Source organism: Nocardia sp. NPDC087230 (assembly GCF_044744725.1).
Taxonomy (GTDB): Bacteria; Actinomycetota; Actinomycetes; order Mycobacteriales; family Mycobacteriaceae; genus Nocardia; species Nocardia canadensis.
Window position 1 is genome coordinate 1,236,652 of the sequence record NZ_JBIUYV010000002.1, and the last position, 16,189, is coordinate 1,252,840.

General features: G+C 71.3%; 11 protein-coding genes. 7 read left to right on the plus strand and 4 right to left on the minus strand.

The window, feature by feature from the left end; all coding sequences use genetic code 11:
* Window positions 1-1,521 carry an adenylate/guanylate cyclase domain-containing protein gene (locus ACIO52_RS11960; protein WP_218718593.1) on the minus strand — a complete coding sequence of 507 codons (1,521 nt, stop codon included), beginning with the start codon at window positions 1,519-1,521 and terminating at the stop codon, window positions 1-3.
* 72 nt (window positions 1,522-1,593) lie between these two features.
* Between ACIO52_RS11960 and ACIO52_RS11965 the strand changes: the two genes are divergently transcribed.
* From ACIO52_RS11965 to ACIO52_RS11985, 5 genes are all read left to right on the plus strand, one after another.
* Window positions 1,594-2,841, plus strand: a complete 1,248-nt coding sequence (locus ACIO52_RS11965; protein ID WP_402643471.1) for an AI-2E family transporter — start codon at window positions 1,594-1,596, stop codon at window positions 2,839-2,841.
* Window positions 2,822-4,000, plus strand: coding sequence for a MacS family sensor histidine kinase (gene macS, locus ACIO52_RS11970; RefSeq protein ID WP_402643474.1), 1,179 nt, complete (start codon window positions 2,822-2,824; stop codon window positions 3,998-4,000). Before ACIO52_RS11965 ends, macS begins: the two co-directional genes overlap by 20 nt.
* 14 nt (window positions 4,001-4,014) lie before the next feature.
* Window positions 4,015-4,671: a response regulator gene (locus ACIO52_RS11975; protein WP_402643477.1), complete on the plus strand. Its 657-nt coding sequence runs from the start codon at window positions 4,015-4,017 to the stop codon at window positions 4,669-4,671.
* A 49-nt stretch (window positions 4,672-4,720) separates the two neighbouring features.
* Window positions 4,721-5,386, plus strand: a complete 666-nt coding sequence (locus ACIO52_RS11980) for a DUF1707 domain-containing protein (protein ID WP_218718520.1) — start codon at window positions 4,721-4,723, stop codon at window positions 5,384-5,386.
* Between the two features lie 79 nt (window positions 5,387-5,465).
* Window positions 5,466-7,856, plus strand: coding sequence for a DUF2339 domain-containing protein (locus tag ACIO52_RS11985; RefSeq protein ID WP_402643481.1), 2,391 nt, complete (start codon window positions 5,466-5,468; stop codon window positions 7,854-7,856).
* A 63-nt stretch (window positions 7,857-7,919) separates the two neighbouring features.
* Here the strand turns inward: ACIO52_RS11985 and ACIO52_RS11990 are convergent, their stop codons facing one another.
* Genes ACIO52_RS11990 through trmB form a run of 3 tightly spaced genes read right to left on the minus strand, consistent with a single transcriptional unit; the run spans window position 7,920 to window position 13,312 of the window.
* Window positions 7,920-11,759: an MMPL family transporter gene (locus ACIO52_RS11990; RefSeq protein ID WP_402643484.1), complete on the minus strand. Its 3,840-nt coding sequence runs from the start codon at window positions 11,757-11,759 to the stop codon at window positions 7,920-7,922.
* Window positions 11,760-12,482 carry an NYN domain-containing protein gene (locus tag ACIO52_RS11995; protein WP_218718518.1) on the minus strand — a complete coding sequence of 241 codons (723 nt, stop codon included), beginning with the start codon at window positions 12,480-12,482 and terminating at the stop codon, window positions 11,760-11,762.
* A complete protein-coding gene (trmB, locus tag ACIO52_RS12000) occupies window positions 12,479-13,312 on the minus strand; it encodes a tRNA (guanosine(46)-N7)-methyltransferase TrmB (RefSeq protein ID WP_218718517.1) in 834 nt (277 codons plus the stop codon). The genes ACIO52_RS11995 and trmB overlap by 4 nt, the downstream gene beginning before the upstream one ends.
* 166 nt (window positions 13,313-13,478) lie before the next feature.
* Here trmB and ACIO52_RS12005 point away from each other — a divergent pair, with 166 nt between their 5' ends.
* Together ACIO52_RS12005 and ACIO52_RS12010 are read left to right on the plus strand one after the other, a co-directional pair.
* A complete protein-coding gene (locus ACIO52_RS12005) occupies window positions 13,479-14,588 on the plus strand; it encodes a hypothetical protein (protein WP_402643488.1) in 1,110 nt (369 codons plus the stop codon).
* Window positions 14,575-16,050, plus strand: a complete 1,476-nt coding sequence (locus tag ACIO52_RS12010; protein WP_402643491.1) for a hypothetical protein — start codon at window positions 14,575-14,577, stop codon at window positions 16,048-16,050. Before ACIO52_RS12005 ends, ACIO52_RS12010 begins: the two co-directional genes overlap by 14 nt.
* The last annotated feature ends 139 nt before the right edge of the window (window positions 16,051-16,189 follow it).

The following is a 16,189-nucleotide window of genomic DNA, read 5'->3' on the forward strand; positions in this document are numbered from 1 at the left end:
TCAGCCTAACGAACGCAGCTGTTCTCCCTGGTCCTCGCCGGGCGCGGCGGCTATCGGTTTCGGCCAGGCCAGGCGGGTTTTTCTGCGTCTGCCACGCAGTTGCACCTCGTCGCCGGTTTCCCAATGGTCTTGCTCGCTTTCGTCGGCGAAGTAGAGCGCGCTGCCCGAAGCGAGAACGCGGCCGGGATGATCTTTGGCCAATTCGGTGAGCCGGGACGCCTCGTTGACGGGGTCGCCGATCACGGTGTATTCGAAACGATTTGCGGCGCCGATGTTTCCGGCGACCGCCAGGCCCGCCGAGACGCCGATGCCGACGTCGAGGCTGGTCACCTCGCGCAGTGCCTCGCGCAGGTCTCGCGCGGCGGCCAGGGCGGCGCTGGGCGCGTCGGGGCGGTCCAGCGGCGCGCCGAAGATGGCCAGCGCCGCGTCACCGACGAATTTGTTGACGAAACCGTGGTGGCGGTCGATCACGTCGACCACCACCCGGAAGAACTCGTTGAGCAGGCTGACGACCTCGGTCGGCGGCCGCTCGGCCGCCGCGGCGGTGGAGCCGACCATGTCGACGAACAGCACCGCGACGAACCTGGTCTCACCGCCCAGTTCGGTGCCGTAGTCCAGGGCCCGCTGGGCCACGTCCTCACCGACGTGCTGGCCGAACAGCTCCTGGAGTTTTCGCCGCTTGGCCGCCTCTTCCATCATCCGGTTGAAGCCGACCTGCAGCAGGCCGATCTCGCTGCCGTCGTAGACCTCCACCTGCACGTCGCGCGCGCCGCCCTGCACCCTGTTGATGGCTTGGGACAGCTGGCGCACGGGGTCGGAGATGGAGGACCCGGTGAGCATCGACAGCGCCAGCGCCTGCATGATCACCACGCCGCACAGCAGCAGGATCGAGATGGCCAGCGACTTCGCCGAGAACTTCACATCGGAGGAGATCTGCGTGACGCACAGCAGCACGATCGCGATGGTCGGCGCGAAGGTGCCCATGCCCCAGGTCATCGCCATCCTGGTGCCGACGCCGGGGGTGAGGGTGTGGTCGAAGGTGCCCTCGGTCAGCGCCTCGGCGGCGACCGGGCGCAGGATGCGCTCACCCAGCATGTAGGTGAAGCCGAACACGATGGTGGCGGCCATACATTCGGTGACGATCACCGCGCCTGCCAGCTCGGGCGACTCGACGATGATCAGCGCCGCCAGGATGCCGCCGCCGATGATCCACAGCACCAGATGCAGGATCGACTGGCGCAGCGGCACGTGCAGCGCGGCCATCTGTTCCTGCCTGCTGGGTGGGCCGCCCCGCATCTGCCAGCGCATCACCGGCCGCAGCATCAGCGCGGCGCCCGCGATACTGAGCACCGCGGCGGCGCCGAAGACCAGCACCGGTGCGAGGAAACCGGTCTGGCGCACGCCACCGGGGTCGCCCTCGGGAACGGGCAGGCCGTACTGGATGAAGGCCCACACCAGGACCGCGCCGAAGGCGTTGGCCAGCAGTACCGAGGTCAGATACAGCGGCCAGCGCGTTCGCATGGTCTGTTTGACCGCTTCCAGGGGCGCCGACACGACCACCAATCTAGCGTTCGGACCGATAGGCTCTCTCGGGTGACCGACCAGAAGGTAGATTCCGGGCCCGCGTCCACATCGTGGCGCGCGGACGCCGAGGCAGTGCATCCGCTGGTCCGCAAAGCCGCCGCCTGGAGCTGGCGGCTGTTGATCATCTTCGCCGCCCTGCTCGCGGTGGGGATGCTGGTGCAGAAGTTCGCCACCGTGGTGATTCCGCTGGCGATCGCGCTGCTCGCGGCCGCGCTGCTCGCGCCGCTGGTCGACTGGATGCAGCGCGTGGGGATTCCGCGTTCGCTCGGCGTGTTCGTCGCGCTGGTCGGGTCGATCGGACTGCTCGCCGGGATCTTGACCTTCGTCGTCGAGCAGTTCGTCGACGGTGTGCCGGGGCTGTCCAACGAGGTCACCAACAGCGTCCACAAGGTGCAGGACTGGCTGATCAACGGCCCGCCGCACCTGAGCGATCAGCAGATCCGCAGTGCGGGCGACACCATCGTGCGCACCATTCAGGACAACCGCGAGAGCCTGACCAGCGGCGCGCTGACCACCGCCACCGCGATCGGGCACATCCTCACCGGTGCCTTCCTGATCCTGTTCATCCTCATCTTCTTCCTCTACGGCGGCGACCAGATCTGGCACTTCGTCACCCGGATCATCCCCACCGCGCACCGGGAGAAGGTCCGCACCGCAGGCGAGCTGGGCTTCGGCACGCTGGTCGGGTTCGTGCGCGCGACCGTGGTGGTGGCCGCCGTGGACGCGATCGGTATCGGCGCCGGGTTGGCGATCCTGCACGTCCCGCTGGCGTTGCCGCTGGCCTCGCTGGTGTTCATCAGCGCGTTCATCCCGATCATCGGCGCGTTCTTCGCCGGGTTCGTCGCGGTGTTCATCGCGCTGGTCACCAAGGGCCTGGTCACGGCCCTGATCGTGCTCGGCATCATCATCGCGGTGATGCAGCTGGAAGGCCATGTGCTGCAACCGCTGCTGCTGGGCCGGGCGGTGAGCATCCATCCGCTGGCCGTCGTGCTGGCGATCACCGCCGGTTTGGTGGTCGGCGGGATCGCGGGCGCGCTGCTGGCGGTGCCGTTGATCGCGGTCGGCAACACCGCGATCCGCTATCTGCTCGCCGACAGTCCGGACGAGGTCTACGGCGAGCTGATAGGCGACGATCGCAGACTGTTCTCCGCCGAGCCGGACAAACCGGAGCCGGGTCGATTCGATATCGCGCGCACGCTGCGCAAGGACGAGAGCAGGGTCGAGGCGGAGTCCGGCGATGCGGACGCACACAGCTGAGCTGAGCTCGGCCGACGCGGCGGCCGCGCCCCTGTGGCGGGCCGCCCAGGCGTTCCGGCTGGTCACGCTGCTGTACGCGATCGGCCAGCAGATCGCGTCGGTGCCCTACTACGAGCACCCGCGACTGAGCTGGGTGCTGATCGCGCTGATGGCGATCTGGTCGGGCAGCTCCGCGCTGCTGCTCTCGCAGTGGTATTTCCCCACCGCGACCGGCCGGATCCGGGGCTGGGTGGTGCTCGGCGACCAGGTCGTGACGGTCCTGCTGATCGCCTCCACCCGGCTGGTCGCCGACTACGACTGGTACCACGGCCATCAGACGCTGCCGACGACCCTGTGGATCGCCAACTCGGTGATCTCGATGGCCATCCTGCGCGGACCGGTCGCCGGGGTGCTCGCCGGGCTCGGCATGTCGGCGGTGGTGGTGACGGTGCGGGAGCAATGGGGACAGGACGTGTGGGGCGACGCCACCGCGCCGGTGCTCGTCTCGGTCGGCCTGGCGCTCGGCCTGGCCGCCAACACCGCCCGCCGGGCCCAGGGCCAGCTCGAACGCGCGCTGCGGATCACCGCCGCCGCGCAGGAACGCGAGCGGCTCGCCCGCGAAGTGCACGACGGCGTGCTGCAGGTGCTGGCGTTCATCAAGCGTCGCGGCAACGAGATCGGCGGGCCCGCGGCCGAACTCGCGCAGCGGGCGGGCGAACAGGAAGTGGCGCTGCGGGTCCTGCTGTCCGAACAGGCCGAACGGCCGGATTCCGGCGCGGCCGAGGTGGATCTGCGGCCGCTGCTGACCGCGCGGGCCACGCCGAAGGTCTCGGTGGCCACCCCGGGCGACCCGGTGCTGATCGCCCGGTCCACCGCGCAGGAGATCGCCGCCGCCGTGACGACCGCGCTGTCGAACGTCGACCTGCACGCCGGGCCGGACGCGAAAGCGTATGTGCTGCTGGAGGATACCGGTGACATGCTGGTGGTGAGCGTGCGCGACGACGGGATCGGCATCCCGGCGGGCAGGCTCGCCGCCGCCGAAGCCGAAGGGCGGATGGGGGTTTCCCGTTCCATCGTCGGCCGGGTCGGCGCACTGGGCGGCACCGCCGAACTGCTGACCGAGGGCGAGGACTTCGGCACCGAATGGGAATTCCGGATTCCGCGCCACCCGGCGCGCTGAGCGAAGGAGCCGCGATGACCGACCAGGCGATCACGGTGATGGTGGTCGACGATCACCCGATGTGGCGCGAGGGCGTCTCCCGGGACCTCACCGAGGCCGGTTTCGCCGTCCCCGCCACCGCCGACGGGGTCGGCACCGCCACCCGCCGCGCGGCCGCGGTCCAGCCCGACGTGGTGCTGATGGACATGCAGCTCGCCGACGGCAACGGCGCCGCCGCCACCGCCGAGGTGCTGCGGGTCTCCCCGCACAGCCGGGTGCTGGTGCTGTCCGCGTCGGCCGAACGCGACGACGTGCTCGACGCGATCAAGGCCGGGGCCAGCGGTTATCTGGTGAAGAGCGCCTCGGCGGCCGAGCTGATCGACGCCGTGCGGGCCACCGCCGCCGGTCAGCCGGTGTTCACGCCCGGTCTCGCCGGGCTCGTGCTCGGCGAGTACCGGCGAATGGCGACCGCGCCGCCCGCCGCCGACGAGCCGCATCGCCCGTCGCTGACCGAGCGGGAGACCGAGGTACTGCGGATGGTGGCCAAGGGGCTGTCGGCCAAACAGATCGCGTCGCGGCTCAATCTGTCCCATCGCACGGTCGAGAACCATGTGCAGGCCACGCTGCGGAAATTGCAGCTCGCCAACCGGGTGGAGCTCACCCGCTACGCCATCGAACAGGGACTCGAATAGGGGTTTGCCCTGATGCGCTGGGGGCGTCGCCGTCGCTACCCTCGATGACATGGGCGGTCCCGAATCCCTCTTCGTCCCCGGCGCCCCGACGGCCGGTCCCGTCGGCGACCGGGACCTGCGCGTTTCCGACGCCGAACGCGAGCACGTCGGCCAGCTGCTGCAACGCGCCGTCGGCCTCGGCATGCTCTCCCTCGGCGAGTTCACCGAGCGCATGGACACCGCGCTCGCCGCGAAGACCCGGGGTGAACTCAACGTGGTGCTCGTCGACCTGCCCGGCATGCGGGTGGCCGGCGCGCCGCAACCCGCCGCGATGCCGCGGCCGCGCCCGATCCCGCCCGGCGGCTCGATCCCCGGCCTGATCCGCAGCCGCCTCTCCGGCGTGCACCGTCGCGGCCCCTGGCAGGTGCCGCCGGTGCTGCACCTGAACAACCTGCTCTCCGGGGTCACTCTGGACTTCACCGAGGCGGTCATGCAGACCCAGATCGTCGAGATCAAGGTCGACGATTACCTCAGCGGCCTCACCCTGCTCGTCCCCGCCGCCGCCACCGTCGACCTCAACGGCCTGGAGCTCATCGGCTCCGGCGTCACCAACAAGGTCCGCACCGGCCCGCCCATCGGCCCGCTGCACCTGGTCGTCCACGGCCGCGTCCGCTTCGGCTCGGTCACCGCGAAGTACCCGCTCATGGTCCAGTGGCGTCGCTTCCTCGGGTCCTGACCGTTTTCGGGTAGGAACAGGCACCCCGGCAGGGGTTTCTACTCATGTCCCGCGCGGTCCGCGCGCCGACGATGAGGACATGAGTACTTCGATCGATCCCGCGCTCGTCGCCCGGCTCTCGGGCGAGTTCACCACGCTGGGCGCCCAGATGGGCCGGCTCGGCGGTGACCTGGAGGTGCTGCGCGCACAGTTGCAGGGGCAGATCGCGGGTGCGACCGCCGCGAACCGGGGGACCGCGGTGTACCCCGGCTTCGCCCAGAGTCCCGGTCCGGCGGCGCCGACCAGTGGCGTGACTCCCGTCGGCGCACCGTATCCGGCCGAACGCGATGCCGAGGTCGCCGCGAGCGCGGAGGGGTCGCGCGGACACTCGCCCGATGCGAGAGCCGAAGGCGTGGCCGACCTGGGGAGCGCGGCCGGTGATGCCGCGGTTGCCGCGACGCGGGTCTCGGTCCCGGGTGAAGGCGCCGGGCCGGTCGCGGTTCCCGGCGATGCCGGCGCAGCGACATCGAGTCATGCTCCGAGCTGGGGTGTTCCGGTTCCGGGCGGCCTGCCCACCACCGGTGGGCAGGGCCCGGGGGGCAGGGCTGTCGGTGGCGCCGAAGTGCCTGCGGGCGTGCCCTTCTCGAGTGGTCAGGTCGCCGGTGGTCAGGTGCCCGGGCCCGCGGGCGGTCACCAGGTACCCGGTGCGGTGCCGGTGGCAGGTGGGCCGGGATCGGCGCCGGAATACCGGCCTGCTCCGCAAATGCCTGGGGCGCAGTGGATTTCGCCGCCATCGTACGGGGCTTGGCGAGGCGCGCCCGGGTATGGGGCTGGGCCGCGTGGCCGGGCGTGGGCACCGCCGGTGGCTCGGGAGCCGCGGACACCGTGGTGGCAGCGGGAAGGGGTGATTTCGCGGGCGCTGGCCGTGGCCGGGGTCGGGGTCACGCTCATCGGCGTGCTGATGTTGCTGGTGTTGGCCGCGCAGGCGGGGTTCTTCGGACCGGTGGCGAGAGTGGTTGCCGGGGGCGCGCTTTCGGTGGGGCTGGTCGCGGCGGGGTGGCGGGTGTTCGGGCGTCCGGGGGGACGGGTCGGCGCGATCGCGCTGGTGGCCACCGGTATCGCCGGTGCGTACCTGGATGTGGTCGCGGTGACCGGCTACTACCACTGGGTCGCGCCGGGGGTCGGGCTCGCGGTGGCGATGGGGGTCGCGCTGGCGGGAGTGGGCATCGCGATGCGGTGGCAGTCGCAGCCGCTGGCGGTGGGGGTGGTGCTCGGGGCGGCGGTGCTGTCGCCCGCGCTGACGACCGAGTTGATGCTGCTGGGGTTCCTCGTGGTGTTGCAGGCGGCGGGTGTGCCGGTGCAGATGCGCCGGGAATGGCCGGTGCTGCACGTGGCCCGGACCCTGCCGGTGGTGCTGGCGGCGCTGAGCATGATCGCGCTGAGCGGGCTGTCGGCGGCGATCGCCGGTGACGAGGTCGAGGAGCGTGCCGGGCTGCTGGCCGTGGCCCTCGCATGTGCGGTGGTCGGGCTGGCCGGTGCGTTGCTGGTGGTCCGGCGGCGGCCGGGCGACATCACCGCGAGCGTCACGATCGCGCTCACCGCACTGCCCGTCTTCGCCGCCGCACTGCTGTTCGACCGTCCCGTGAACGCCGCGATCACCGGCACCCTGGCCGTGGTCCTGCTCGGTCCGGCGGCGACCTCGCTGGTCCCCGCGCTCGACCGGCTGGGGATCCCCCGGCACACCGCGCTGGTCGCCGCGCTCACCGGCGCCGTCTCCCTGCTGCTGACCTGCATCTCCGCGACCGGCGGCGAGCCGCACCTGCTGCCGATCGCGCTCGCGACGGTGGCCCTGGCCTTCCTGGCGGTCGCGGCCACCAGCCGGACACGGGTGAGCGCCGGCCTGGGCATCGCCTTCGCCGCGCTCGGCGGACTGGTCCTGCTGGCGATCGCCTCGCCGGAAACCCTGGCGCTGCACCGCCTCGCGGATCAGCGACTCGACATCGCCACCGCGTTGGCCGCCGTCCTCGGGCTCGGTGTCGCCGCCATGGTGGCGTGGACGGTGCCCCGGGTGCGGGGCTGGGGTGAGCAGGCGCTCGTCACCGGGGTCTGGATCGCGGTGAGCGTGGCCGGGCTGTACTACGTGCTGGTCGCGGCGGTCTCGGTGGGCGTATCCCTCGGCGGGGCGGACGGTTTCGTCCTCGGCCACAGCATCGCGACGATCGTGTGGATGGCCGCCGCGACGGCCTCGCTGTTCTACGGTCTGCGCAGGCTGTCGCGTTCGCCCGCCGTCGCCAAGGTCTGCCTGGTCTCGGGCCTGCTCGTGGCGGCCGCCGCGCTGGCCAAGCTGTTCCTGTTCGATCTGTCGACACTGTCGGGCCTGGTCCGGGTCGCCGCCTTCCTGGTGGTCGGAATGCTGCTGCTGCTCACCGGAACCCGCTACGCACGGGCCTTCGCGGACGCGGGACCTACTCGGCCGACCCCGCTCGGCTGACCCCCGGAACGAAAGAAACCCACGGCGGAAGCTCGCCGTGGGTTTCTTCGGTCCTTGCCGCGCTCAGTCGGTGTCGTCGTCGCGGCGGCGCAGCAGCTCGTTCACGCTGACCGTGCGGCCCTCGTTGCCGGTGTGGCGCCCCTCGTCGGCGGCGGTGCCGCGCCGGGAGGAGCGCAGCTGGGCCATCCAGTTCTCGATCTCGTTGCGGTTGTCCGCCTGCGGCTCATCGACTTCGGCGGCGGCACGGTCGTCCGCCGGACGCTCCGGCGTGGTCGGAACCTCCGGGGCGGGCACGGCGGTGAAGCCGTCGGGCGCCCGCCACTGGCCCGGGTTCGGCTGCGGCTCCGGAGCTTCGGCCCGCGGTGCCGGATCGGGTGCCGGTGCCGGCTCGGCCGCCGGGGTCGGCTCGCCGGAGGGGACGGCGGTGAAACCGGGCGGGGCGACCTGCGGACGCACCGGCCGGACCGAATCCTGCTCCGGCGACGGCGTGACCGGGGAGAACCGGGGACCGCTGTCCGGCTCGGGGGCGGTGAATCCGCTCGCCGCGGCCGGGCTGCCGTTCCACGGCGAGGTCGGACGCGGGGGTTCGACCGGCACCGAGGTACCGAAGACGCCGCGCGGCTCGTCGGCCTGCTCGGGGCGCGCGACGTCATCGGCCGCGGGCGGGTCGGCGCGATGCGCCCCCGGCGCCACGGACAGATCGTCGCCCGGCGACGCGGTGCTGCGCGGTTCCGGCTCCGGCTGTTCCTCGCGGGCCGCCGGCTCGAAGCCGGTCAGCGGGGTGAATCCGCTGAACGTCCCACCGGCGGGCGGCTCGACCGGTCGCGGCGTCGGCGTCACGATGCTCGGCGTCGGCGGGTTGACGATGCTCGGCGCGGGCGGCGGCACGACACCGGGCGGCGGCGTGTTGACGATGCTCGGCGCGGGCGGCGGCACCACACCGCGCGGTTGCGGGTTGACGATGCTCGGCCGGGTCGGCGGCACGATGCTCGGCCGCGCGCCGGAATCCTCGGTGGGCGCGCCGAATCCGGACGCGTCACCCGGAGTCGACACGCGCGGCGCGGACGGAGGATAGCCGGTGGGCGGCTGCACTCGTGATGACCCACGCGGCGGCGCGGAATCGCGGCCGTTCGGGGACGGGTCGAGTCCGCCGATGACGCCGTCGGTCGCGGGTCCGGTGCTGTCGCCACCGATCACCCCGGAGTCGCCGGGGGTACCGGGCACACCGGAATTCGCCTCCGGCGCACGGAAACCCGCGTCGCCGCGCGGCGCATCCGGTCCGGGCGCCGCGTCATCGGGCGCGGGCGGTTCGGCGCCGGGCTTGACGACCGGCAGGATCTGGGTCGGCTCACCGCTGGTGAACATCGGCGGCGCCGGGTTCTCCGGCGGCTTCGCGGCCGAATCCGCTGCGGGCGCGGGCGGTTCGGCGCCGGGCTTGGCCACCGGGAGCACGCGGGTCGGCTCACCGGACAGCATCGGCGCGCGTGGCCGCGTCGGATCGGGCGACATCGGCGGTCGCGGCCGGGCGGGCTCGGCGGGGTCGGTGTGGTCGGTGATCTTGTCCAGGTGCGCGGTCGGCGCCTCGGCCTCGATTTCGGCGACCGTGCGCGGGCGGCGCGGGGTCTTGGCAAGCTTGCTGTCGGGGACCGCCGTCATCTGCATGGTCGGCGGATCGGTGATCGGCGTGGTCTTCACCAGGTCGACCACGGCGCCCTTCTGCGGACGCTCGTCGTCGAGGATGGGCTCACCGAGGCCGATCCGCTCCTGGATCCGCTTCATCCACTTCGGCGCCCACCAGCAGTCGTCGCCGAGCAGCTTCATGATCGCGGGCACCAGCAGCATGCGCAGCACGGTCGCGTCGATGAACAGCGCCGCGATCATGCCGTAGGCGATGTACTGCATCATCACCATGTCGGAGAACGCGAACGCGCCGGTCACCACCAGCAGGATCAACGCGGCGGCGGTGATGATGCGGCCGGTCTGGGCGGTGCCGATCCGTACCGCCTCGGTGGTCGACGCGCCCTGCGCGCGCGCCTCCACCATGCGGGAGAGCAGGAAGACCTCGTAGTCGGTCGACAGGCCGTAGATGATCGCGATGATCAGCATCAAGACCGGCGCGCTGATCGGTTGCGGGGTGAAGTTCAGCAGCCCGGAGCCGTTGCCGTCGATGAAGATCCAGGTCAGGATGCCCAGCGTCGAGCCGAGGCCGAGCGCGCTCATCAACGCGGCCTTGATCGGCAGCACCAGCGAACCGAACGTCAGGAACATCAGCACGAAGGTGCTGAACAGTACGATCAAGATCATCCACGGCATCAGCCCGAGCAGCGTGTCGATACTGTCGGCCATGAGCGCGGGCTGACCCGTGACGTACATCTCGACGCCGTCGGGGACCTCGATCGACCGCAGATAGTCGATGGTCGGTTCGGCGCCGCCGGTGGGATCGACCAGGGTCGCCGAGGTGCGATAGATCGTCCGGTTGTCCTGCGGGTTCGACGGCACGCTGAAGGGGCCGACCAGACCGGGCGCCTGGTTGGCTTGCTTCCACACCTGGCCGATGGCGTCGGTGTCGGCCTTGTCGCCGGACCCGACGACGAAGACGAGCTGGATGGGGTCGGTCTTCTTCTGCGGGAAGACCTCGTAGAAGTGCTCGAGCGCGACACGGGTCTCGTTGTCCGGCGGCAGGTACTTCTCGTTGATGCCGCCGAAGGCGAGATTCTTGACCGGGATGATCAGCAACAGCAGGCCGACCGTGACCGGGATCGCGATCTTGAGCGGGTGCTTCATCACCCATCGGGTGAGGTTGCCCCAGAAACCGTTCTCGATCTGCTCGGCGGTCTTGTTCTTGCGGAATCGCTTGAGGCCGAGCATGTCGACGCGCGGACCGAGCACCGCCAACATGGCGGGCAGGATCGTCACCGCGGTGAGCGCGGCGAGGGAGACGGTCGCGATGGTGCCGTAGGCGACCGAACGCAGGAACCCCTGCGGGAACAGCAGAACGCCGCCGAGGCTGGCGATGATCATCGTCGCGGAGAACACGACCGTTCGCCCGGCCGTGACCACCGATCGCCGCACGGCGGCCTTGGTGTCGTAGCCCTCGGCCAGTTCCTCGCGGAAGCGACTCACGATGAACAGGCCGTAGTCGATCGCGAGGCCGAGACCGATCATCGAGACGACGCCGGTGACGAACGAGTTGACCTCGGTGAAGTTGGACAGCACCATCACCAGGCCGGTCGCGCCGAGGATCGTCAGGCCGCCGATGACCAGCGGCAGCGCGGCCGCGACGATGCCGCCGAAGATGAAGAACAGCAGGATCGCCACGGCGGGCAGCGCCAGCACTTCCATCCGCTTGGTGTCGTGCGCGATGGTGTCGTTGAGCGTGACACCGAGCGGCTGGAGGCCCGAGACCTCCACGTCGACGCCCGGGATGTAGAAGGCGTCGGCCACCACCCGGTAGTTGGCCATGCTGGTGGAGTCGTTGTCACCGACGATGGCGATCGAGGCGAACGCGTGCTTCTTGTCCTTGGACCCGAACGCCGACGGCGCGGAGGGCGCGTCGCCCACCTTCCAGTAGGTGCCGTTGATCTTGCCGATCTGATCGGGATACTCGGCGACCAGCGAGGTCAGGTTGTCGACGACCTTCTTCTGGAAATCCGGGTCGTCGATCGTCTTGCCCTCGGGGGCGTTGTACATCACGATCACATCGGCCATGTGATCGCGCCCGAACGCGCCGTCGGCGATCTGCGCGCCCTGCACCGATTCCGAGCCCGGGTCGAACCAGCCGCTCTGCGTCAGGCGATCGCCGAGACCCGTGCCGTAGGCGCCCAGCGCCAACATGGCAGCACCGACCACACCGATGACGGCGAAGCGGAACCGATAGACCAGATCGCCCCAGCGGGTGAACACTTAAGCGACTCCTTGACCAGGGCGAGACGTGAGTAGTGCCGACAGCGGCCGGAAAGGCTGCAGCCAGGCACCCTCGTCGGGCAGCGAATCGAGGCTCACCCGCGGTAGCGGCTCCCGGAATACTCCCGGGATGTCCTCGAGGTCGACGAACTCGAGAGTATCGGAAGTCACCGCCCAACTCGCGTGCTCACGGAAACCGAGAACCTGAGCAGGGATTCCCTTGGCGGCGATGGCTTCCAGTGGTTCGCGGAAGGCCTGACCGTCGGCCGAGGCCACCATGATGCCCGCCAGACCGCCGTCGCGCTCGCGCATCGCGATGTGCGCCAGCATGTCGGCGTCGACGTCGGAGTCCTCGTCGATCTTCGGTTTCGCGAAGACCGCGAAACCGACGTTGCGTAAGGCCTCGACCCACGGCCGGACCACGTCGGCGGTGCCGGGAGCGATATTGGTGAAGACGGTGGCCTCGGCCTCGATGCGGCCCTTCGCGCCGACCGACAGCTCGGCCGTGCGCGCGAGCAGCCAGCGGCCGAGCGCGTCGAAACGGGGGCGATAGGCGGCGGTGGGACGACCACCGAGGATGGCGCCGAGTCCCATGTCGAGGTTCGGCGCGTCCCAGACGAGCAGGACGCGTCGGACATCGGAGCCGGAACTGCTCAACGCCTCGCTGCCGGCTGCTCCCTGGGCGATATCCGGCATCTCGGTGGCGATCTCACTCACGCTCATCTGTCGATCTTCCCCCATATGAACTCGTTGATGGCGCTACCGGCACGCAGGCCTTTGCCCTCGAACTTGGTGACGGGCCGTTCGAAACCGATCGGCGCGGTGACGCGGTTGGCCGCGCTGTCGCCGCCCGTGGTGTCGTTCAGGCCGGTGAGCAGCGGTTCCGCCGAGCCTACTTCGAGGATGTGCTCGGCGTAATCGGCGTGGTCGGTGGCGACGTGCAGCACGCCGCCCGGCTTCAGCCTGCTGGCGATCAGGGCGAAGGTCGGCGCCTGCAGCAGCCGCCGCTTGTGGTGGCGGGCCTTGGGCCACGGGTCGGGGAAGAACACGCGGACGCCGGTCAGCGACTCCGGGGCAACCATGTTCTCCAGCACGTCGACAGCGTCGCCGCGCAGCAACCGGATGTTACCGATCTCCTCGCGCTCGATCTGGCAGACCAGTTGGGCCAGACCCGGCTGGTACACCTCGATGCCGATCAGGTTCAGGTGCGGTTCGGCCTGGGCCATCGCGGCCGTGGCGGTACCGGTGCCGCAGCCGATCTCGATGACCAGCGGAGCGCTGCGCCCGAACCAGGCGTCGGCGTCGAGCGGCTCGTTGGCGACGTCGCGACCGATCACCGGCCAGGTGCGCTCCCAGGAGACCTGCTGATTCGGCGTCAGCGCGCCGCGCCGCGAGCGGAAGCTCGTGACGCGGGGATAGAGCCGGGAGCCCGTGGTCGAGCGGCGGCCCGCCTCGTGCGGTATCTCGGACAGCTTGGGATGGGCCGAGCCGGTGGACGGCTGCCCCGGCACCGACTCGACAGGGTGGTTGGCGGCGTCGTTCACGCCGTCCATTGTCCAGCATGCGCGGAGCTACGTCGCAGGCGCGTGCGCCCGCCCGGACCGCGCGCCGGGGATCGGTGCGGTGTAGCGGCGGTGTTGCCCCAGGTCGGCAGACGGTTCCCGACGGCCGCCGACCCCCGGATCTGACAGAATGCCCTCCGAAAAGGGGGTGCGCAGAATGTCGACAGTCACCGAATCCGCGCAGTCACGGACATCTGACCAGCTCGACCAGCTGATCTCGGCGCTGCGGACCGGTCGGGGGACCGATCCGGCGATCGCCGAGCAGCTGGCCGCCGCGGTCGCGCGGCGGCGCAGGCCGCTGCACATCCAGGTCGCGGGACGGGCGCTGAGCGGCCGGTCCACCGTGCTGCGGGCGCTGGCGTTGCTGTCGGCGGAGGAGACCGCGCCGGTCGATCAGCCCGACCAGCCGGATCCGGTGCTCGACGGTGACCTCGTCATCTATGTCCTGGCCGGTGCGCCGCAGGCCGCCGACCACCGCGTGCTCGCCACGCTGCCGCCGGGGCGCGGGGTCGTGGTGCTGAACAAGGCCGACGCGGTGGGGGCCCGCTGGGGTGACGCGGTCGCGGCCGCCGAGCGGTCCGCGCGCGAACTCGGGCTGCCGGTCGTGCCCGTCGTCGCTTCGGTGGCCGCGCGGACCAGGGCGGGCGCGGTGGACGCGGCCGACCTGTCCGACCTGCGTCGCCTGGCGGTCGGCCCGGATGTGCCGTCGGTGCTGTCGGCCGATCTGTTCATCGGCACCGGCTCCGATCAGGACGCGCGCAGGCGGCTGATCGCCCACTGGGACCTCTACGGCGTGGACTGCGCCCTCACCGCCCTGCGCGCCGACCCCGATCTGACCTCGGCAGCGCTGATCCAGATCCTGCACTCGGCGGGCGGTGTCGACCCGCTGCACCGGCACGTGCACCGCCGCTACGAGCAGGTGGAAGCGGTGCGCGGGGGCGAACTGCTCGACGAGCTGGTCCGTCTCGCCGCGCGCGCCGTCCCCGCCGACGGCGGCCACGCCCGCGAGCTGATCGAGCAGTACCTCGCCGGTGACGACGCGCTGTGGGCCGGACTGTGCGCCGGACTGGCCTGCCCGCAGGTCGCCCACCTGGCCGCCGGTTACCCCTCGCCCGCACCGGCCGACGCCGACGAGGCGCTCGCGCGCGCGTCCCGCTGGCGGGCCGTGGTCTCCAGCGATATGCCGCCTGCCGCCCGCCGCGCCGCCCTGCGCGTGCACAACGGCTACGTGCGCGCCTGGGAACGGATGACAAGTGCCGGGCTCTGACCAACCGGCCGACCCGCCGCTGTCCGACGAGCTCGCCGCCGTCGTCGAGCGGTGGAATCCGCAGGGCTCGGCCCTGCTGCGCGCGATGGACCAGGCCGGCACCGGCTCCACCGTCGCCTTCTACGCGGTCGACGACGCCAACACCACCCTGCTGCGCACCGAGCTGGCCCGCTTCGAACCACGCGTCGACCTGACCGATCCGGCCGCCGTCACCGCGTCGGCCGATCCGCCCACCGCCCTGATCGTCTTCGACGCGGGCAGCGTGCTCGGCGCCGACATGCTGGTCCTGATCGAGCGCCTGCGCGCCGCCGGTCAGCGGATCGTGCTCGCCATGAACGGCTTCCACGCCTATCAGGACTGGCAGGCGATCCGCGAGCGCAGCCTCGCCCTGCTCGCGGCCCGCGGGGTCACCGACCTGCCGATCCTGCCGGTCTCGGCCCGCCTGTCCGCCGCGGCCCGCGCCGCCGACGACTCCGCCCTGCTCGACCGCTCCGGCCTTGCGGCCCTGCACGCCGCGCTCGCCGCGGCGACGGCGCACCGGACCACCGGCGGCACCGCGCGCCGTTCGGTCGTGCTGACCAGGGTGTTCACCGACACCAGGGCCAGGATCACCGAGCAGGTCACCGCGCTGCGGTCCGGCGCGGAGTCGACCCGGCTGCGGGCGGAACGGGTCGCGCTGCTGGCCGAGCGCGACGGCGGCCGCCAGACCGGCCTGTCGGCGGTGCGCAGCCAGGTCCAGCTGGCCCGCGTCGACCTCACCACCGAGGTCGGCGCACTGGTGCGAGCCCTGCACACCCGCTCGCGCGCCGAACTCGACCGCTGCGACCGCGCCGAGCTGCGCGCCTACCCACAGCGACTACAGCAGGCCGCCGCCGAACTGTCGGTGGCGGTCGACACCGCGATCGACGCCAGGGTCATCGAGACCGCGCGCCGCGTCGGCACCACGGCACCCGCCGCACGCAGGCACGATCCGGCCCCGAAGGTCGGCCCCGAGCCCGAGCCGCGGCACCGTGGTGTCGAAGATCACCTCATGATCGCGCTCGGCGCGTCGGCTGGCGTCGGCCTCGGTCGCCTGGTCGTCGCGCCGCTGTCGCTCGTGCCCGCGCTGGACGCCGCGAGCGTCCCGGTGACGCTGCTGCTCGGTGCGGGCGCGGCCTATTGGGTGGTGCGCGCCCGGGGTCAGCTGGCCGAGCGCAACCACCTCTCGCAATGGGTGGCCGAGGCGCTGGTGAATGTGAAAGCCCAGCTGGAGCAGCGTGTCGCCGCGGTTCTGGTGGATGTCGAGGCAGAATTGGCCGAGCACGTCATCCGGGAATCGACGGCGCGCGCGGTCGCGGTCGACCGCCGGGTCGGGGAGCTGGACAGCCTCGCGCGACGCCTCGTCGCCGAGCGCCCGGCTCAGCTGGCGGCGTGCGAGCGAGACCTCGCCGCGCTGGAACGCGCCGAGGCCGAGATTGGGTGATCGACCTGTGGGTAGTTATTAGGGAACCCGATTCCGTATCGATCGTCATATCGCGTTAACCTTTAACCAGGAACCTGGGCGTCCGCTCCGTGCCAGTCGATGCGCGGCCTCCGTCCATGGACGTCGCTGTACGCCGTCC

Bases quoted from the DNA above. Each gene is read 5' to 3' on its own strand.
- ACIO52_RS11985 (WP_402643481.1), top strand. From the start codon at position 5,466: ATGAGTACTTCGATCGATCCCGCGCTCGTCGCCCGGCTCTCGGGCGAG.
- ACIO52_RS11960 (WP_218718593.1), bottom strand. From the start codon at position 1,521: ATGCGAACGCGCTGGCCGCTGTATCTGACCTCGGTACTGCTGGCCAAC.
- macS (WP_402643474.1), top strand. From the start codon at position 2,822: ATGCGGACGCACACAGCTGAGCTGAGCTCGGCCGACGCGGCGGCCGCG.
- trmB (WP_218718517.1), bottom strand. From the start codon at position 13,312: ATGGACGGCGTGAACGACGCCGCCAACCACCCTGTCGAGTCGGTGCCG.
- ACIO52_RS11980 (WP_218718520.1), top strand. From the start codon at position 4,721: ATGGGCGGTCCCGAATCCCTCTTCGTCCCCGGCGCCCCGACGGCCGGT.
- ACIO52_RS11995 (WP_218718518.1), bottom strand. From the start codon at position 12,482: ATGAGCGTGAGTGAGATCGCCACCGAGATGCCGGATATCGCCCAGGGA.
- ACIO52_RS12005 (WP_402643488.1), top strand. From the start codon at position 13,479: ATGTCGACAGTCACCGAATCCGCGCAGTCACGGACATCTGACCAGCTC.
- ACIO52_RS11975 (WP_402643477.1), top strand. From the start codon at position 4,015: ATGACCGACCAGGCGATCACGGTGATGGTGGTCGACGATCACCCGATG.